We start from the raw sequence: 18,013 nt of genomic DNA, 5'->3' as shown, positions 1-18,013 counted from the left end.
TTATTTATTAAAAAAATGTTTTAAAGCACGGTACAGGTGCCAAGCATCCTGACTACCGGCTAATTCACGAATAGAGTGCATAGCAAAAGTGGGCACGCCGATATCAATTGTTTTTACGCCAATTTGCGCCGCAGTTAACGGGCCAATCGTGCTGCCGCATGCCATATCGGTACGCACCACAAAGTCTTGAACAGGCACATCAGCTTGCTGACATATTTGTCTAAACCGTGCACTGGTTTCACTGTTGCTGGCATAGCGTTGATTAGCATTGGTTTTGATAACCGGACCATTATTCAGTAATGGTCCATGACTGGCATCATGACGATCAGCGTAATTGGGATGAATGCCGTGGGCATTATCTGCTGAGATAAGCCATGAGTGTTCAACCAATCGTGCATAGGCCTCTGATGAAGGCGCTAATCGTTGTAAAACAGACTGTAAAAAGGTGCCTTGGGCCCCCGATGTCGACACACTGCCCACTTCTTCATGATCAGTGCAAATCAACATAACTGGCTTTTCGCTGTCACTGGCTAATAATGCTTGTAAGCCGGTGTAGCAACTTAATAAGTTATCTAGCCGTGCCGCACTGATAAAGTCATCGTTAAGACCAGTCATTGCTGATGGCTGGGTGTCATAAAGGCAAATCTCGTAATCCAAGACTTGTCCGATATAACGATCTGGATACTGACTGGTCAGTTGTTGTTCCAACAAAGCTCTAAAATCAGGCGTTTCACCCGGCTCTGTTTGCATAATGATAGGCGGTAAATGCAGTTGCGGATTAACGCTACGGTTTTGGTTAACTTCACGATCTAAGTGAATTGCCAAACTCGGGATAACAGCTATTGGTTTTTCAAAATTCACTAAAGCGTGCTGCAATTGCTCATCTCTATCAAGATAGCTAACGCGACCAGCTAAAGACAAATCACGATCAAACCATGGATTAAGTAATGCACCGCCATAAACTTCAACGCCCAGCTGCCAGAGGCCATTAGCCACTTTGCCAGGTTTAGGTTTTACTTTGAGGCATGGGCTATCGGTATGGGCGCCGACCATCGTAAAGCCGGTATCAGCTAATGATTTGCTTGGTTGATGGAAGGCGATAATTGATGAGTTATTACGAACAACATAATAACGGCCAGGCGATAACTCGCCCCAAATCTCAGATTCTTTGAGTGCGATAAAGCCCTGCGACTCAAGTTGCTCAACCATTGTGGCAACGGCATGAAATGGCGTTGGCGAATGGTCAATAAAACTTAATAAACCTTGATTAAATTCTGCTGCGGTTGCATGCATAGTGTCATTCTGCTTTTTGGTTGACTCAGGCGACACATAGTAACGATTTTTAAGCTAAACCACAGCCACAGTTTAGTCTTCGATTACTTGGCCGCGATAAATACGTTTACTTTTCCGCGGTTTTTCAGGTTCCGGTTCGGCTTCTTTGACAGGTTCAGGGATAACTGCCGGCGCATCTTCATCCTGAATGACATGGCCACGGTAAACACGTTGACTATGATGGTGGTGAACAATTTCGGGCTGTTTCGATGAGCGACGTAAACCCAATTTATCAAAGATATTACTGTCATCTTCAAGCTTAGCGCGACTACTTAAAGGCATAGTAATAGCACTGTTGAACTGGCTGGCCTGAATCACTAATCGCGGCAAGATATCAGCAACATCAGCACCACGAACTGTGCCATAGGCCATTGCGACAATACGGCCTTCTTCAAAAACGATATGACAGGCTTTGTTTTCGCGGGTGGTTAAAAAGAGCGTTCCCGTTTTTTGTTCCGCACACAAACGGACGATTTGACCAAGCAGTTCGGTAGTATCCAGCATGCAACCTCTCCTTAGATGGCTTTACTCTTCAGAGTCGGCTTCGTTGCTGACTAACTTACGGGTTCGTTTGGCTAATCCACCATGAAGACGACAGCGATTGGCTAATGCACCAAATGCCCAACCTTCGGGTGGCCGAATCGCCACACTACGTTTACAGAGTTTGCCACCGGGCATGCGTGCACCGCAAGGTGGTCGATAACGTTTTATCTTTTCCCAACCTTCTAAAGTTTGGCTGGCTTTGCGAATGACTTTCACTTCACGCGGAGATAATGCACTTTGATCAACAGGATGGGTTTCTTCATCAGTATTTCGCCACCAATAGCGGACAACCGGAACTGGTAAACCAAAGCGTCTCGCAAGATCATCGGGTTTGCGGTAAATCTCAAGCTCAAGCAGTGTTAATGCCGCTTGCTCTAGTCGGGCTGTAAATTCACGGCTTTCTTCAGGTGTCATGCGGAAAACGTGGCTTATTTAAAGCAATGACTTCTTCGGTAATATCTGTGACTTTATCCGCTGAAATTGCGATATCACGTACCGAAACACCTGCTGTGATGACTGATTGTGGATCACCGGTCACTAATGGATGCCAGTTGGGTAAAGGTTCACCTTCTGACAATAAACGATACGCGCAAGTATCAGGTAACCAGTCAAAGTAATGCGCTTGTTCGACACTCAGTTGAATACAATCAGGCATACGCGTTTGTCGATTGGCGTAATCACTGCAACGACATTGCTTAATATCTAACAGGTCACAAGCCACGCGGGTGTAATACATCCGGCCATCTTGTTCATCTTCGAGCTTATGAAGACAGCAGCGACCACAACCATCACAGAGTGATTCCCACTCTTCATGACTCATTTCGCTAAGGCGCTTGTGTTTCCAGAAATCGGCAGATGTTTTATGCTGATCTGTCATGAATGATGTAAATGCTCTTGGTGAATTACTTAAACCGGTTATTGAGGCCTTTTCGCCCAATAGCTTATTGCTGGCTGGCGATCTGGCCGCGGCATGCGTTCAAGTGCATCAAGATACCAGATCACGGCGTTTGACAACACCATTTCAGCAACAACAACTCACGGATTTGGATAATGTAGATGTGGCCATTATCAGTGACTTGACCGAAACCATGTCAGTTAGTGATGGTCAGAAATGGTTAGGTTCACTGAGAAATGTATTTGCGCCTCATATAATTTTAATAAGCGATGCCGAAAAAGCGCAGCAACAAGGTTGGCAGCTGACTGATTTCTTAGCGCTCGGTTTACACTTGGTAGTCTCCAGTAAGGATGGTCTTCAAGTTTTTAGTTATGCCATTGAAAGTTACCAGCCAAAACGTGAGTGGTTAAACAGTCGTTTTTGGGCAAACCCTGAGAATTTTGGCAAATATTGGTGGTAAAACGCTGTCATATAATTGTCACTAAATGTACCTAGACTCGCCAGCAGGTAAATATTAGCGACAACATTGCTTCCCGAAACTTTGGCAAACTGGAAATATCCACCCGCCCATCGTCCCGTCATTAAATGGATCTAGACTCGACAATATGCAAACACCAATTGATTTGAATAGCGCAGACTTATTTCTCAACCGTGAGTTGAGTTTGCTGGAATTTAACTGGCGAGTACTACAACAAGCACTAGATCTAAATGTTCCACTTCTGGAACGTCTCAATTATCTGTGTATTTCGAGCACCAACCTTGATGAGTTTTTTGAAGTCCGTGTTGCAGGTTTAATCCAACAAATCGAAATTGGTGACCCCTATTTGGAAGCTGATCAAATCAGTGCACAAGAGGCACTAAGGTTGATTGCACAACGTGCCCATGAACTCGTTGAAGAACAATACAGTGTGCTTAATGAGGTATTGCTACCTGAGCTTGAAAACCAAGGTATTCAGGTTATGCCTCGTGCTATGTGGACACAAGAACATTCTGAGTGGCTTAAACATTATTTCCAAGAGGAAATCTTGCCGATTCTGAGCCCAATTGGTTTGGACTCAGCACACCCATTCCCTCGCCTACTCAATAAGAGTTTAAACTTCATCGTCTCGTTAGTAGGTAAAGATGCTTTTGGTCGTGACCGAGGCTACGCGATTTTGCAGGCGCCACGTGCATTGCCACGCGTTATTCAGTTACCTTCTGAAATGTGTGAGCCGGGCCAATATCGCTTTGTGTTCTTATCATCAATTATTCATGCGTTTGCTGAAGACTTATTCTTTGGCATGAAAGTAAAAGGCTGTTACCAGTTTCGGGTTACTCGTAATAGTGACTTAGCCATTGATACCGAGGAAACCAGTGACTTATTAGCCACCATTGCAGATGAATTAACACATCGTAACTATGGTGATGAGGTGCGTTTGGAAATCGCCCATAACTGTCCAGAAGATATGGTGAATTTCCTGCGTGAACAATGCGGTATGCACCAAGACAACGTCTATTTGGTGAATGGGCCAGTTAACCTGAGCCGTCTACAAGCCTTACATTCATTAGTTGAGCGCTCAGATCTCAAATTTAAACCATTCACCCAAGGTCGTCCGGGTGGCATGACCGGTGATGTCGATTTATTTGCCAGCATTAAAAAACATGACTATCTGTTGCACCATCCTTATGAGTCATTCGGCCCTATTGTTGATCTCATTAAACAAGCGGCCGCTGATAGCAGTGTTTTGGCCATTAAACAGACCCTTTATCGTACTGGCGCCAGCTCTCCCATCGTAGATGCGCTGGTTGCTGCAGCACATGCGGGTAAAGAAGTTACGGTTGTCGTTGAGTTACGTGCTCGTTTTGATGAAGAAGCCAACGTTGCTTTAGCTGCAAAATTACAAGAAGCCGGTGCACACGTGGTATATGGCATTGTGGGTTATAAAACTCATGCCAAAATGTTGTTAATTTTACGTCGTGAAAGTAACAAGTTAAGACGCTACGTTCACCTTGGAACAGGTAACTATCATCGCAGTACATCACGCATTTACACCGATTATGGTTTGCTTACTTGCGACAAACACATTGGCGAAGATGTAAACAATTTATTCATCCAGCTCACCAGCTTGGGTAAAGTGCCGAAAATGAATAAATTGCTGCATGCGCCGTTTACATTGCATACCGGTTTATTAGAGCGTGTTGAACGCGAAATTGAGCATGCGAAAAATGGTCACCCAGCGCATATCATTATGAAAGTGAATGCGGTTGTTGAGCCGGAAATGGTACAAGCCTTTTATCGTGCATCGATGGCGGGCGTAAAAGTAGACTTAATCGTTCGTGGTATTTGTACGCTGAAACCAGGTGTTGAAGGCGTTTCTGAAAACATCCAAGTTCGCAGCATCATTGGTCGTTTCCTTGAACATACCCGTGTTTATTATTTCCATAACAATGGTGAGCAAGAAGTATGGTGTGGTAGTGCCGACTTGATGAAACGTAATCTGCTACGCCGAGTTGAAACTGCCTTCCCAATTGAGTCTAAGAAGCTGCGTCAGCGTATTTTTGATGATTTACAGCTATATCTTGCTGATAATTCTCAAGCGTGGATTTTGGCTGCTGATGGTCGTTACAAACGCGTTGACCATACAGAAGCTGATGAGACCATCTCTGCTCAAACACAATTATTAGAAGCGATGGCCGCCACTATCTAATGGAAAAAATCGCTTTTTTTAACCTTAAAGGCGGTGTTGGTAAAACAACTTCCGCCGTTAATATTGCTTGGCATGCGGCAAATGAAGGTATCCCCACCCTACTTTGGGATTTAGATCCACAAGGTGCCGCGAGTTGGTTGTTGCAACGTAAAGCCAAATCCAAGAGCGAACCGAAAAAAGTCTTAGCCGGAAAAACCGCAATTGGTGAATTGGTCAAAGATACCGATTATCCAAACTTAGATATTATTCCGGCTGACTTTGCGTTCCGACAATTAGATGTGTTGTTGGCCGGCATGGATAGCAAAACCAATCCCGTTGAAAAGTTATTAGCCCCATTCAGCGAGAAATATGCATTAGTTATCTTGGACTGTCCGCCGAGTTTTTCAACGCTAAGTGAGCAGATTTTTGCTACGGCCGATGCCCTGTATTTGCCGTTAATACCTACTCATCTGTCTCTCAGAACCTTTGAACAAACACGTGACTTTTTCAAAGAACACAGCCTGAAACCAAAACGGCTACATGCTTTCTTTAACATGGTTGATAGACGTCGTTCGCTACACCGGGTGATGCTCGCGCATCCTCCTAAAATGCTCAAACATGGGCTACAAACCGCAATCCCTTATGCCGCAGTCGTTGAGCGAATGGGCGATTTTAGAGCGCCTTTATCGGAATTTGCTGCCAATACACCCGTTGCCAAAGCCTATGCCGAGCTATGGCAAGAAATCAAACAGACTTTAAGCAGCCTGAATTAGCTTTTGGTTAACGACCAGCAGTAATGGATCTTAGGGTTTCTAGCAAAATCCGTTGGCAAGGTCGCTTTGGTCATATCTTTAATCACAAAGGTATTTAAAGCGACTTCATCCAATTTGAAATCACGACGGTTGGTCGAAAACACAATTTGGCCATTTGGACGAACTAATTGACCAATTTTCGACAGCATCGAAACATGGTCTCGTTGCACATCAAAAATATCCGACATCTTGCTTGAGTTTGAGAATGTCGGCGGATCAACAAACACCAAATCAAACTGCAAACCATCAGCAATCGCCTTATCCAACCAAGCGATGACATCGGCTCTGATAAATTGATGTTGTTGACCATCAAGTTGATTCAATTGCAGGTTGTCTTGCGCCCATTGCAGATAAGTATTAGACATATCAACCGTTAATGATGATGCCGCGCCACCTGCTGCGGCATAAACAGTCCCACTACCCGTATACGCAAATAAATTTAGAAACGATTTGCCCCGTGCGTTTTCCATCAAATATTGACGTGTCAAACGGTGATCAAGGAATAAGCCGGTATCTAAATAGTCCGTTAAATTCACCCAAAACTGTAGGCCGTTTTCGGTGACCGCAAAACGTTGTTTTAATGCAGCTTGTGTTTCGTATTGATTACTGCCCCGTTGGCGTTGACGTAGCTTTAAAACTACGTTTTGACGGGAAACAGATAAAACTTCCGGCACGATTTGCATGACTTCATCGAGTCGTTGACTGGCTTTAAGTGGATCAATTTCAGCAGGGGGCGCGTATTCTTGAACATGCACCTTGTCGCCATAAATATCGATAGCAACGGCATAGTCTGGCAAGTCGGCATCGTAGACACGATAACAATCTAAACCTTGTTTACGTGCCCATTTTGCTAAATGTTTAACATTTTTCTGTAAACGGTTGGCAAACATTTGTGCTTGTTCAGAGCGCTCTACTGGTGCATGAATCTGAGGTGTTTCAGCCTCTTCTTCATATTTATTTGCTTGTGGCCAAGCTGATGCAGATGGACGTGCATTTTTACTAGTAGCCCGGCTATCAACGGCGCGGTAATACAAGACTTCACAAGCAATTGGGCCATTATCAAACGGCACCTGATCAAATAACGTCAGCCCGGTAAATTTACCTAAACTGGCGTTATCGGTAATGACTGCACTACGCCACGCTGGCAGGTTTTCTTGCAAAATATTGCCGATACTCTCAAACAAGAAATGCAGCTCATGCACATTACCCATACGCGTACCGTATGGCGGGTTACAGACTAACAAGCCTTGATTTGGTAGTTGGCGACTGACTGCTGTCCAATCAAGTAATCGACGTTCTGATACTTCGATATGTTCTGCTAAACCTGCTGCTGCAATATTCGCTTGGGCAGCTTTAACAGCTTGTGGATCTTGATCGCCACCTTTGATAACGGGCAAACGTGCTAAGCCACTCAAACGACGACGCTCTGCATCGGCTTTTAATTCATGCCAAGCGGTTTTGTCGTGTTGTGGCCAGTATAGAAAACCAAAGTAATCTCGAAGCATACCTGGTGCGATATCCGCAGCCATCATGGCTGCCTCAATCAAAAATGTGCCGCTACCACACATTGGATCAACAAGACCCCAGCCTTGTCTTGCCAGACTAGGCCATTGCGCCGTCAACAAAATTGCAGCCGCTAAGTTTTCTTTTAAGGGCGCATCGGTATTTTGGACGCGATATCCCCGTTTATGCAGGCTGTCACCGGATAAATCGAGGCTGACAATAGCTTGGTTATGTTTGAGGTAAACGTTAACTCTTAAGTCCGGTTGAAATAAATCAACTGATGGACGATGACCAAATTGCTCACGAAGCTGATCAACGATGGCATCTTTAACTTTTTGGGCACCGAACTGGGTGTGATTGATTTTTGAGCGAAAGCTATTGAAATCGACCGCTAACGTCGCATCTTCAGCAGCAATATGGTCCGACCAGTTGATAGTCTGGATACCCGCGTACAGTTGCTCAGGTGTTTCAGCAGCAAAATGCCCTATCGGCATCAATACGCGAACAGCAACACGTGACCACAGACAAACTTGGTAAGCTTGTTTCAGGGTACCGGTAAACCTAACGCTACCAGCTTCTTGTTTGAGTTTTGTGATACCGAACTGCTCGAGTTCAGCAGTCAATAAAGGCAACATGCCACGTGCAGCAGTGACAGTGAACTTGTGTAGGGTCATACGGCTATCCTGATATAATCGCCACATTTTAATACAGGTGACCACCTCATGGCATTGAATGACAAACAACGACGCTTTTTAAAAGGCCAAGCCCACTCGTTAAAACCAGTTGTAATGATTGGCAATAGTGGCTTGACCCCTGCTGTTATTAACGAAATTGAACAAGCTTTATCACACCACGAACTGATTAAAGTGCGCGTTAGTGGACAAGAACGCGCAGATCGTAAAGTGATGCTTGATGAAATTGCCGAACAAACCAAGTCAGATCTTGTCATGGTAATTGGGCATATTGGTGGCTTTTACCGCCCAGCAGAAAAACCAAAAATCAGCCTGCCACGTTAATTTATAGAGGGTCTTATGATTCAAAAACCAGCAGATACTGCCGTAGCTATTGATAAAACGATCGCTGAACGTTGGAGTGGTCGTGCTTACGATGCCAATACACCGGTTACTGAAGAGCAAATAATTGCTTTGACTGAAGCAGCGAGATGGGCACCAAGTTGTTTTGGTGATGCCCCATGGCGTTTTATCATTTGGGATAGATTCCATGATGAAGCCAGTTGGCAACAGGCTTTTAACTGCTTGGTTGAAGGTAATCAACAATGGGCGAAAAATGCGCCTGTTCTGATCTTAGCCGCATCAGTAGATAAATTTAGCCACAACGACAAACCGAATCGTTGGTCTGGCTATGACACTGGCGCTGCAAGTGTCAGCTTATGTTTGCAAGCAACATCGATGGGCTTAATGTCGCATCAAATGGGTGGCTTTATGGGCGATAAATTACGCGAAACATTTGATCTGCCCGAAGATTTGCAACTTTGGTCAATGATTGCCATTGGTCACTCTGCGCCACTGGATGAACTTGATGCCGAACAAATGGATCGGGAACTTAGCCCTAGAGAACGTCGTCCATTAGCTGAACAGTTTTTTCATGGTGGTTGGCAAAAAAGCCGTTAATTATAAGTTCGGAGAACAAGCATGAAATCAGTTTTGTTAATGACGACATTATTGGTCAGTACCAGTGCGCTCGCTTATGAAGAGATTTATCTAAAGCGCCTGTTGAAAGAAAACCAATGTCACCATTGCACGCTTAATGAAGCGCCATTAAATGATAAGGATTTAGTCGGTGCGGATTTAAGCGAATCAAGTCTGAAGCAGATTAATCTGCAAAACAGCAAACTGAAAGGTGCTTGGTTCACCCACTCAAAAATGCATGGTGCAAATCTTGAGTCAGCACAATTGCAAGGCGCCTTAATGGACTACACCATTTTGATTGATGCCAATCTTAAAAATGCCAACCTTGATGGCGCACAAATGATTTTTAGTGACTTAACAGGCGCGAATTTAACTGGCGCTTCTATGAAAGAAACGGAAACCCGTGGTGTAACGTTTTGTAATACCACGATGCCAGATGGCAGCGTTAACAACAGCGGCTGCTAATCTTTCTAACAAAACTAATAAAGCCCGTCGCGTAAATCACTCGGCGGGCTTTGTTTTATCTGCGACTTACAAACCAAGTCGAGAAATTTCTTTATACTATGCCGTCAAAACGCATCACACAGGCTAGTAGGTTTTTCTTTTGACCACATCCACATTGCAACAACTCGAAAATATGCTGTCTAGCACTATGCTGATAGATCGGCATCGACTGCAGCGTAATTTGAATGCGCTTAAGCAAAACCAGCAGCCTGATGAAAAAAAGCTTTCGCAACTCACTGAGCAAATCAGTAAATCTGCTGCCTTATATCAAACTAGACTTACCAATAGACCTAAACCAACGCTTGATGCTGACTTACCGGTCATTAGCCGACGTGAAGAAATTGCTAAGGCAATCGCTGACAATCAGGTCATTATTCTTTGTGGTGAAACAGGCTCGGGTAAAACCACGCAATTACCGCAGATCTGCCTAGATATCGGTCGTGGTGTTGGCGGCTTAATTGGTCATACTCAACCGCGTCGTATTGCCGCTCGTACTGTAGCGACGCGTATTGCGGAAGAACTCAATTCAGAAATTGGCCAAGCCGTTGGTTATAAAGTCCGCTTTCACGATCAAGTTCGTGCTGACAGCAGTTATATCAAACTGATGACCGACGGTATTCTGCTTGCCGAAACGCAGAACGATAAGTTTCTAAACCAATACGACACCATCATTATCGACGAGGCTCACGAACGCAGCCTTAATATCGATTTTTTGCTGGGCTATTTAAAACAGCTACTACCTAAGCGTCCAGATTTAAAGCTGATTATTACTTCTGCAACGATTGATACCACGCGATTCTCTGAGCATTTTAATAATGCGCCGATCATTGAAGTTAGTGGCCGTACTTATCCTGTTGAAGTGCGCTACCGCCCGCTTCTTAGCCAAGATGAAGACAGTGAAGATTATGACTTTGTTGAAGGTATCGTCGCTGCCGTTGATGAGCTGTGTAAAGAAGGCCCGGGCGATGTTCTGGTGTTTTTATCAGGTGAACGCGATATTCGTGATATATCTGAAGCATTGCGAAAACATCATCCACCAAATACCGAAATATTGCCCCTATTCGCCCGCCAATCTGCGGCAGAGCAAAATCGTGTTTTTAAAACCGGTGGTCCACGTCGCATCGTCTTAGCCACTAACGTTGCTGAAACGTCACTGACCGTGCCGGGTATCCGATATGTCGTAGACCCTGGCTTAGCGCGTATTAGTCGTTACAGCGTTAGAAATAAAGTTCAGCGGCTACCTATTGAAAAGATTTCACAATCGAGTGCAAATCAGCGTTCAGGGCGCTGTGGTCGTGTTGCAGCAGGTGTCTGTATTCGTCTTTATGATGAAGATGACTTTATTGCACGGCCTCACTTTACCGATCCTGAAATTCTGCGAACGAATCTTGCCTCCGTTATTTTGCAAATGACGGCATTAAAACTCGGTGATCCGGCAAAGTTTCCGTTTATTAATCCACCACCTCCAAAGATGATTAACGATGGTTATCGTCTTCTAGAAGAACTTGGTGCGGTTACAAGACAAAGACAAATTACCGATATCGGTCGTCAATTAGCTAAATTGCCAATCGATCCCCGTATTGCCCGTATGGTGTTAGCAGCCAATACCCAAAATAGTCTTGAAGAAGTTCTGATTATTGCCAGTGCATTAAGTATTCAAGATCCGCGTGAGCGGCCAATGGATAAGCAGCAAGCCGCTGATGAAGCGCATAAAAAGTATCAAGATGAACGTAGCGATTTCTTGGCCTTTTTGAAGCTTTGGGCGCTCTATCAAGATAAGCGTAAACACTTATCTCAAAACAAGTTACGGAAATTCTGTAAAGAAAACTTTCTGTCTTTCTTGAGACTTCGTGAGTGGCTGGATATATACCAGCAGCTCCATGTACAAATTACGCAGATGGGCTTTAAGCCTAATCAACAGCCAGCTGATTACATGGCTATCCATTTAGCATTGCTGAGTGGTTTGCTGAGTAATATTGCCTCTAAAGCAGATCAACATAGCTACACCGGGGCAAGAAACCTCAAATTGAAAATTTTCCCAGGCTCTGCTTTACATAAAAAAGGTCCTAAATGGCTTATGGCCGCTGAGCTAGTTGAAACAGGTCAACTTTATGCTCGGATTGTTGCCAAGATTGAGCCTGAGTGGATTGAACCTGTCGCTGGCGATCTTGTTAATCGTCAATACAGTGATCCACACTGGGAAAAGAAAAAAGCACAAGTGGTGGCATTTGAGAGCGTTACACTTTATGGCTTGCCTATCGTCACGCGACGCAGAATTCATTACGGCCCAGTCGATCGCGCTTTATCAAACGAAATTTTTATTCGTCAGGCCTTAGTTGCCGGTGATTTCAACTGTAATGCACCGTTCTTTAAACATAATCAGCAGCTTGTTGAAGATATTGCAGTTTTAGAACATAAATCACGTCGTCGAGATGTACTTGTTGATGACGATGTTTTATTTGAGTTCTATCGACAACGCGTGCCGGCTGACATTGTTAATGGTGCTGGATTCGAGCGTTGGCGTAAAAAGACACAGCAAAAAGAGCCAAATTTGCTGTTTTTAACTCGTGAAGCCTTGATGCAGCATGAAGCTGATCAGGTCACCATTGATGCCTACCCTGATCAGTTAATGGTGAATCGTGTGGCATTGCCACTTGAGTATCATTTTGAGCCGGGCAAGCAGCAAGACGGTATTACCCAGACGATTCCACTTTCATTGTTAAACCAGACGCAACCTGAACGATATGAATGGTTGGTACCAGGTCTACTGAGAGACAAGGTCATTTTCTTACTCAAGTCGTTGCCAAAGTCGTTACGCCGTCACTTTATTCCCGTACCGCAGTTTGCTGACCGAGCTTTGGATTTGATTTCACCAGAACAAGGTGCCCTGCTGCCTGCTTTAAGTGAGGCACTGCGTAAATTAAGGGGTGTTGATATCAAGCCCGCCGACTGGCGCTTGGAAGAATTACCGCTGTATCTACAGATGAATTTCCGCTTAGTGGATGAAACCGGCAAGTTGCTTGAGCAAAGCCGTGATCTTGGCCAGTTAAAAAATGATTGGGCCAATGAAGCCGCTGACAGCTTCCGTCAAATGCCCGATAGTGAATATGAAAAAACCGGGCTGACCCAATGGTCTTTTGGGGATTTACCCGCCACGATTGTTATGGAACAAAATGGTATTGAAATCACTGCCTACCCTGCATTGGTAGATAAAGGTGACCATGTTGATCTGACACTGTTAGATACTCAAGCCCAGGCCGATACGCAAACCTTTAAGGGGTTAAGACGCTTATTTATGCTGGCGGAAAAAGACACAGTTAAATATCTGCAAAAACAACTGCCAGATATCAAAACCATGTGCCTGCATTATGCCAATGTGCCGCCTTCGCCATATGACGAGAACAAAAGCGATCAAACACCCTGTGAACAATTAAAAAATGATTTGATTCAAGTTGCTGTTGATCGATGCTTTTTACTCGACCGACCATGGCCACGAAGCCAAGCAGAGTTCGAACAACGGCTCGCTGAAGAGCGTAAACATCTTATAAATACGGCAACGGATTTAGCATCGGTGATAGCCGAGGCGCTCAAAGAGTATCACGCGATTGCTAAACGTTTATCAGGTAGCCTGCCAATGGCAGCAATGCATGCAGTGCAAGATATTCGTGAACAGCTGCAACATTTGTTGTACCAAGGTTTTGTTCATGATTTACCTGATGCTGCGTTAAAACGTTTACCGGCTTACTTCCGTGCAATTGGTCTACGACTTGATAAGTTAAAAACAGATCCAGCCAAAGATAAACAAAGACAAAATGAGGTCAGTCCACACTGGCGTCGATACTTACAGAATATTCATCGCGCCCCATCTGTAGAACGTGATGAGTACCGTTGGATGATTGAAGAGTTTCGGATTTCAGTGTTTGCTCAAGAAGTTGGAACAGCCCAATCAGTCTCTGCAAAACGACTTGAAAAACAATGGTCAAGCTGCTGAAAAAGCCCTTGATACAAATTTAAAAAACCTTACCCAATTTAACAAAGCGTTCAGTCATAGTTCAGTTACAGATTGTTAATCTGCAACCAACAGCTAAGAAAAGGAGCGCTGTGATGAAAAATACAATAACAACATTAGGCATGGTAACACTGCTGACCTTGTCTTCATCAGCAGTAATGGCTGGCGATAAATATCGACATTACGATCAAGGTGGTCAAGATCGTGCCAAGGTCACTTGGGTCGAACCTGTTTATACCGATGTTCGTGTCACTACTCCAGTTCACGAATGTTATGAAACCCGAGACTACCGCCGTAGTCCACAACAGTCTTATACCAGCACTATTGCTGGCGGCATTATCGGTGGTGTCATTGGTAATCAGTTTGGCGGAGGTAGTGGCCAAACAGCAATGACTGTCGCGGGTGCCTTATTAGGTGGTTCTATCGGTCGTGATATGAATAATCAGTATCGTGGTGGTGACTATAGTTACCGTGAGCAATGCGATGTGCATTACCAAGATCGCTACGAACAACGTATTGATGGTTATGAAGTTGGCTATCGCTATAAAGGTCGTGACTACACGACATTTATGGAACATCACCCTGGTAAATTCATACCAGTTGACGTAGTAGCTAAACCTTCACGTCGTTATTATTAATTTTTAGGGATTTCACCGCAGGGATGCGGCAAATCCCGTATAAAATGTATTGCTTTTCACCTTATAGTGATTAACTTGTAAAAGCATGCTTGTAAAACCGTTAAAGGAATAATTTATGGTTAATACAAATTTAAACCGGCTAAAGATACTAATTGGCGTGAGCTTGTTTGCGTTATCGGTATCTGGTGCGCATGCCCAAGTACAACCCTATACCGTAAAAAATGGTAACCAAGTAGATGCGGATACCTTTAAGGGATACACGCTCTACCGAAATTGGTGTGCTCGTTGTCACGGTACATTCGGTCAAGGTCTAGCTGGGCCTAATCTTGCTGAAAGTCTAAATAAAATTACTTATGAGACATTTTTAGAGGTCGTTGCTAAAGGAAAAATGGGCCAAATTGGTATGATGCCAGCGTGGTCGGGAAATCCTCAGGTAATGAAAGGACGCGAAGATATTTATCGTTACCTAAAGGCGCGAGCCGATGGTGCAATTGGGCCTGTGAAGCCAGAAAAAGCACAATAATGTTTAAATGCCTTTAAGTTAACACTAGGCATTTGCATATAAATATAAAAATTACTATTTAAAGAGAAATAATTAAGGTCTGTCATGCGTTTACTGCATACTCTGCTAATACTTACAATGTTGGCACCCATGCCATCAATAGCGAAACATTTACCGGATGATGCTGAGCCAGGTACCAGCGTTAACGATATCGCATTACCGTTAACGAAAAACACGGCAGCTGAACTAGCTCGTGTTGAAACTGGCGGACGAGTGCTTTCTGTTCAAGAAGAGCTGTATTACGATCATAACGTTTACCGTGTCAAAGTTTTGCACGTTGATGGCAAAGTAAAAACTTACCGAATTGACCGAGATACCGGCCAAAGGATGTAAATAACTTCCATGCGTATTTTGTTAATTGAGGATGAAGCCTCACTTCGCGAACAAACCGCACAATTACTGCGAAGCCATAATTTGACCGTTGATGCGATTGCTGATGGCGAGGAAGGCCTTTTTATGGGCTGCGAATACCCTTATGACGTTGCTATTGTTGACTTAGGGCTACCTAAACTCTCTGGCATTGAAGTTATCGAATCATTACGCGAGCAAGGCAAGAAATACCCTATCCTTATTCTGACCGCACGCGGTCGCTGGCAAGATAAAGTCGTCGGGCTTGAGGCTGGTGCTGACGATTATTTGGTTAAGCCATTCCACTTTGAAGAATTACTAGCAAGACTTAATGCCCTCGCCCGTCGTGCTTCTGGCTGGGCAAACGCAACCTTAAGTTGTGGTCCGATTGAGCTTAATCCAAGCTCACAACAGGTTTTTCTTAATCAAGAACCTATCGAGCTGACTGCTTACGAATATCGCCTGCTACATTATTTAATGCTGCATGCTGGCGAAGTTATCTCAAAAACAGAACTCACCGATCACATTTATGAAATGGATCAAGATCGTGACAGTAATGTTATCGAGGTATTTGTTAAAAGGCTTCGTGGCAAACTGGACCCGGATAAAGATATCAATCCAATCGAAACCCTGCGTGGTCGCGGTTATAGGCTAACTTTGCCTCGTGATTAACCCGCGATTATCCCTTTCCAACCGTCTCTTAATAGCCGTATCTCTGGTACTTGGCGCGTTTTTAGGTTTATCCGCTTTTAGTCTTAATAACGCTTTTAAAAGCAATGCAGAAACAGCACAAAAACAGAGATTACATAGCTATGTTATGACAATTTTAACGGCTGCCGAATTGACCAATACTGGTGAATTGATGATGCCGGAGAAATTATTAGAGCAAAAATTTTCGATCCCAAACTCGGGTTTGTATGCCCAAATTACCAGTGGTGACCAAGTTATCTGGCAGTCGCCATCTGCCATTGGCTTGTTTCTAGCACTTCCCTTTCATCCAGGACCATCTGTTGAGCAATACTCAGTTATTGAGCTTCACAATGGCATGAAACTAAGCAATTTGGCTTTTGGTGTTGTTTGGGAAAATGATCATGGGCTTGGCTTTGACTACACCATTAATGTTGCTGAAGACCAACTGATGCTGGAGGCGCAGACCGCCGACTTCCAACGTAATCTTTGGTATTGGCTCGGTGGTACAGGGCTAATGTTACTTATCGCGCAGTGGTTAATTTTACGTTGGAGCCTTAGACCACTGACCGGTGCAGCTAAAGATTTACATGCCATTGAAACCGGTGAACACCCTCGCCTCACGGGTGAGTACCCAATGGAATTACAGCAACTGACGCAAAATATTAATAATCTGTTAGACCACGAGCAAAGTCGTCGCCAGCGTTATAAAAATTCACTTGCAGACTTAGCGCATAGTCTTAAAACGCCCTTAGCTGTATTACGAACAGAGCTTGATAACAGTCAGGATTTTGACCATTTCAAAAACATCGGCCAAGAGCAGTTACAACGAATTAATCAGTTGGTTGATTACCAACTACAGCGAGCTGCGACAGAGGGTAAAAGCAATTTATTAGCACCAGTGTCGCTTGGTGAGATTAGCCACAAAATCATCAGTTCGCTGAAAAAGGTCTATCAGCAGAAAGAAATCCATAGTCAATTTGAGATTGAACGCGACGCCTTCATTCATGCCGATGAAGACGATATGTATGAGTTGCTCGGTAACTTACTAGAAAATGCATACAAATACTGTAAAAAGCAGGTGAATATCGTCATTCAATCCAAGAACCAACAAGTGGTTATCTGCATTGAAGATGATGGTAATGGCATTCCCTTACTTGCCGGCAAAAATATCATCAAACGTGGCCGTCGATTTGATACACAAGTCGAAGGTCATGGTCTTGGATTAGCGATAGTTAGTGATATTGTGGAAGCTTACGAAGGCACCATCAAGGTAGAAAAAAGCCACCTTGGCGGCGCCTGCTTTATTATCGTAATTCCTGATCAATAAACCTTTTTAATCAGATAGTTGCTGAATATATTTAAACAATAATCTTGCAGACTTCGGTGGCTGATTTTGTTGAGCCTCACGCTTCGCGTTACGCACTAATTGGCGTACATGTTGACCATCAAAATCTTCAAACTGATTATGCAGTTCCGTCACAATTAAATTATCACCAGCTAATAGTCTGTCACGCCAATCTTCTAGTTGATGCAGTCGTTGTTTGGCTTCACGTTGCGGTTGTTTCAGCACGGAAAGCTGCTTTTTAATCGACTCATAGTCACTTTTAGCAACTAAGCCACCGACATAACCTGTTTGACGTTTTAATGCCCCTTTTTGCAATCCATGTGCAGTTAATACGGCTTCTTGCAGGTTTTCAGGCAAATCCAATTTAAGCAGTTCATCTTTTGGTAACGCAATCAGTTCGCGACCAAGATCCTTTAATTCATTTAACTCACGTTTGATTTGTGATTTGCTGACTAAATCTTCCGATTCATCAAACTCATCATAATCCAACTCATTATCCCAATCGTCTTGCATGACC

Annotated in this window: 18 protein-coding genes; 12 read left to right on the top strand and 6 right to left on the bottom strand. The window is 44.0% G+C overall.

All coding sequences use genetic code 11. The features are described from left to right. From OMP94_RS02835 to OMP94_RS02820, 4 genes are all read right to left on the bottom strand, one after another. Window positions 1–1,293 (bottom strand): M18 family aminopeptidase, encoded by a 1,293-nt coding sequence (locus OMP94_RS02835; RefSeq protein ID WP_266275786.1) that lies wholly within the window; start codon window positions 1,291–1,293, stop codon window positions 1–3. A gap of 72 nt (window positions 1,294–1,365) precedes the next feature. After that, window positions 1,366–1,836, bottom strand: coding sequence for a hypothetical protein (locus OMP94_RS02830; RefSeq protein ID WP_266275784.1), 471 nt, complete (start codon window positions 1,834–1,836; stop codon window positions 1,366–1,368). 21 nt (window positions 1,837–1,857) lie between these two features. Next, entirely contained in the window at window positions 1,858–2,289 is a 432-nt protein-coding gene (locus tag OMP94_RS02825) for a hypothetical protein (protein WP_266275782.1), read from the bottom strand. Next, entirely contained in the window at window positions 2,279–2,752 is a 474-nt protein-coding gene (locus tag OMP94_RS02820) for a YcgN family cysteine cluster protein (protein ID WP_266275780.1), read from the bottom strand. The genes OMP94_RS02825 and OMP94_RS02820 overlap by 11 nt, the downstream gene beginning before the upstream one ends. On the opposite strand from OMP94_RS02820, the gene OMP94_RS02815 reads away from it, so the two are divergent. The 3 genes from OMP94_RS02815 to OMP94_RS02805 all read left to right on the top strand — a co-directional run bounded on the left by OMP94_RS02815 (window position 2,751) and on the right by OMP94_RS02805 (window position 6,209). Next, window positions 2,751–3,230, top strand: coding sequence for a DUF6231 family protein (locus tag OMP94_RS02815; RefSeq protein ID WP_266275778.1), 480 nt, complete (start codon window positions 2,751–2,753; stop codon window positions 3,228–3,230). The two genes, OMP94_RS02820 and OMP94_RS02815, sit on opposite strands and share 2 nt — an antisense overlap. Window positions 3,231–3,375: 145 nt before the next feature. After that, on the top strand, window positions 3,376–5,457 hold the full coding sequence (gene ppk1 / locus OMP94_RS02810; protein WP_266275776.1) for a polyphosphate kinase 1: 2,082 nt from the start codon (window positions 3,376–3,378) through the stop codon (window positions 5,455–5,457). Next, complete coding sequence (locus OMP94_RS02805) at window positions 5,457–6,209, top strand: ParA family protein (RefSeq protein ID WP_266275774.1); 753 nt, start codon at window positions 5,457–5,459, stop codon at window positions 6,207–6,209. The genes ppk1 and OMP94_RS02805 overlap by 1 nt, the downstream gene beginning before the upstream one ends. On the opposite strand, the gene rlmKL is transcribed toward OMP94_RS02805, so the two are convergent. Beyond that, window positions 6,206–8,425 carry a bifunctional 23S rRNA (guanine(2069)-N(7))-methyltransferase RlmK/23S rRNA (guanine(2445)-N(2))-methyltransferase RlmL gene (gene rlmKL, locus OMP94_RS02800; protein WP_266275772.1) on the bottom strand — a complete coding sequence of 740 codons (2,220 nt, stop codon included), beginning with the start codon at window positions 8,423–8,425 and terminating at the stop codon, window positions 6,206–6,208. The two genes, OMP94_RS02805 and rlmKL, sit on opposite strands and share 4 nt — an antisense overlap. A 48-nt stretch (window positions 8,426–8,473) precedes the next feature. Here rlmKL and yhbY point away from each other — a divergent pair, with 48 nt between their 5' ends. From yhbY to OMP94_RS02755, 9 genes are all read left to right on the top strand, one after another. Beyond that, a complete protein-coding gene (gene yhbY, locus OMP94_RS02795; RefSeq protein WP_266275770.1) occupies window positions 8,474–8,767 on the top strand; it encodes a ribosome assembly RNA-binding protein YhbY in 294 nt (97 codons plus the stop codon). 15 nt (window positions 8,768–8,782) lie between these two features. Further along, on the top strand, window positions 8,783–9,382 hold the full coding sequence (locus OMP94_RS02790) for a nitroreductase family protein (protein ID WP_266275768.1): 600 nt from the start codon (window positions 8,783–8,785) through the stop codon (window positions 9,380–9,382). A 21-nt stretch (window positions 9,383–9,403) separates the two neighbouring features. Further along, window positions 9,404–9,865 carry a pentapeptide repeat-containing protein gene (locus OMP94_RS02785; protein ID WP_266275765.1) on the top strand — a complete coding sequence of 154 codons (462 nt, stop codon included), beginning with the start codon at window positions 9,404–9,406 and terminating at the stop codon, window positions 9,863–9,865. Between the two features lie 172 nt (window positions 9,866–10,037). After that, window positions 10,038–13,895 carry an ATP-dependent RNA helicase HrpA gene (gene hrpA / locus OMP94_RS02780; protein ID WP_266276440.1) on the top strand — a complete coding sequence of 1,286 codons (3,858 nt, stop codon included), beginning with the start codon at window positions 10,038–10,040 and terminating at the stop codon, window positions 13,893–13,895. Between the two features lie 113 nt (window positions 13,896–14,008). Beyond that, the gene (locus OMP94_RS02775; protein WP_266275763.1) at window positions 14,009–14,551 is read left to right on the top strand and encodes a glycine zipper 2TM domain-containing protein; all 543 of its coding nucleotides are present in this window, start codon (window positions 14,009–14,011) and stop codon (window positions 14,549–14,551) included. A gap of 115 nt (window positions 14,552–14,666) precedes the next feature. Then, complete coding sequence (locus OMP94_RS02770; RefSeq protein ID WP_266275761.1) at window positions 14,667–15,074, top strand: c-type cytochrome; 408 nt, start codon at window positions 14,667–14,669, stop codon at window positions 15,072–15,074. Between the two features lie 84 nt (window positions 15,075–15,158). Next, on the top strand, window positions 15,159–15,446 hold the full coding sequence (locus tag OMP94_RS02765) for a PepSY domain-containing protein (protein WP_266275759.1): 288 nt from the start codon (window positions 15,159–15,161) through the stop codon (window positions 15,444–15,446). 9 nt (window positions 15,447–15,455) lie between these two features. Then, window positions 15,456–16,133, top strand: coding sequence for a response regulator transcription factor (locus OMP94_RS02760; protein WP_266275757.1), 678 nt, complete (start codon window positions 15,456–15,458; stop codon window positions 16,131–16,133). A 145-nt stretch (window positions 16,134–16,278) separates the two neighbouring features. After that, on the top strand, window positions 16,279–17,478 hold the full coding sequence (locus tag OMP94_RS02755; protein ID WP_266275755.1) for an ATP-binding protein: 1,200 nt from the start codon (window positions 16,279–16,281) through the stop codon (window positions 17,476–17,478). A gap of 6 nt (window positions 17,479–17,484) precedes the next feature. Here the strand turns inward: OMP94_RS02755 and yjgA are convergent, their stop codons facing one another. After that, window positions 17,485–18,009, bottom strand: coding sequence for a ribosome biogenesis factor YjgA (yjgA, locus tag OMP94_RS02750; RefSeq protein WP_266275753.1), 525 nt, complete (start codon window positions 18,007–18,009; stop codon window positions 17,485–17,487). Window positions 18,010–18,013: the final 4 nt, after the last annotated feature.

Source organism: Methylophaga sp. OBS3, from assembly GCF_026319325.1.
In the GTDB taxonomy this organism is placed as follows: domain Bacteria; phylum Pseudomonadota; class Gammaproteobacteria; order Nitrosococcales; family Methylophagaceae; genus Methylophaga.
Note: the sequence above shows the minus strand (reverse complement) of the source record. Positions and strands in the feature narration are given on the sequence as shown.

Excerpts from the sequence above, each read along its gene's own strand:
- OMP94_RS02835 (WP_266275786.1), bottom strand. The coding sequence starts at position 1,293 with ATGCATGCAACCGCAGCAGAATTTAATCAAGGTTTATTAAGTTTTATT.
- OMP94_RS02830 (WP_266275784.1), bottom strand. The coding sequence starts at position 1,836 with ATGCTGGATACTACCGAACTGCTTGGTCAAATCGTCCGTTTGTGTGCG.
- OMP94_RS02825 (WP_266275782.1), bottom strand. The coding sequence starts at position 2,289 with ATGACACCTGAAGAAAGCCGTGAATTTACAGCCCGACTAGAGCAAGCG.
- OMP94_RS02815 (WP_266275778.1), top strand. The coding sequence starts at position 2,751 with ATGAATGATGTAAATGCTCTTGGTGAATTACTTAAACCGGTTATTGAG.
- OMP94_RS02820 (WP_266275780.1), bottom strand. The coding sequence starts at position 2,752 with ATGACAGATCAGCATAAAACATCTGCCGATTTCTGGAAACACAAGCGC.
- ppk1 (WP_266275776.1), top strand. The coding sequence starts at position 3,376 with ATGCAAACACCAATTGATTTGAATAGCGCAGACTTATTTCTCAACCGT.
- OMP94_RS02805 (WP_266275774.1), top strand. The coding sequence starts at position 5,457 with ATGGAAAAAATCGCTTTTTTTAACCTTAAAGGCGGTGTTGGTAAAACA.
- rlmKL (WP_266275772.1), bottom strand. The coding sequence starts at position 8,425 with ATGACCCTACACAAGTTCACTGTCACTGCTGCACGTGGCATGTTGCCT.
- yhbY (WP_266275770.1), top strand. The coding sequence starts at position 8,474 with ATGGCATTGAATGACAAACAACGACGCTTTTTAAAAGGCCAAGCCCAC.
- OMP94_RS02790 (WP_266275768.1), top strand. The coding sequence starts at position 8,783 with ATGATTCAAAAACCAGCAGATACTGCCGTAGCTATTGATAAAACGATC.
- OMP94_RS02785 (WP_266275765.1), top strand. The coding sequence starts at position 9,404 with ATGAAATCAGTTTTGTTAATGACGACATTATTGGTCAGTACCAGTGCG.
- hrpA (WP_266276440.1), top strand. The coding sequence starts at position 10,038 with ATGCTGTCTAGCACTATGCTGATAGATCGGCATCGACTGCAGCGTAAT.
- OMP94_RS02775 (WP_266275763.1), top strand. The coding sequence starts at position 14,009 with ATGAAAAATACAATAACAACATTAGGCATGGTAACACTGCTGACCTTG.
- OMP94_RS02770 (WP_266275761.1), top strand. The coding sequence starts at position 14,667 with ATGGTTAATACAAATTTAAACCGGCTAAAGATACTAATTGGCGTGAGC.
- OMP94_RS02765 (WP_266275759.1), top strand. The coding sequence starts at position 15,159 with ATGCGTTTACTGCATACTCTGCTAATACTTACAATGTTGGCACCCATG.
- OMP94_RS02760 (WP_266275757.1), top strand. The coding sequence starts at position 15,456 with ATGCGTATTTTGTTAATTGAGGATGAAGCCTCACTTCGCGAACAAACC.
- OMP94_RS02755 (WP_266275755.1), top strand. The coding sequence starts at position 16,279 with ATGACAATTTTAACGGCTGCCGAATTGACCAATACTGGTGAATTGATG.
- yjgA (WP_266275753.1), bottom strand. The coding sequence starts at position 18,009 with ATGCAAGACGATTGGGATAATGAGTTGGATTATGATGAGTTTGATGAA.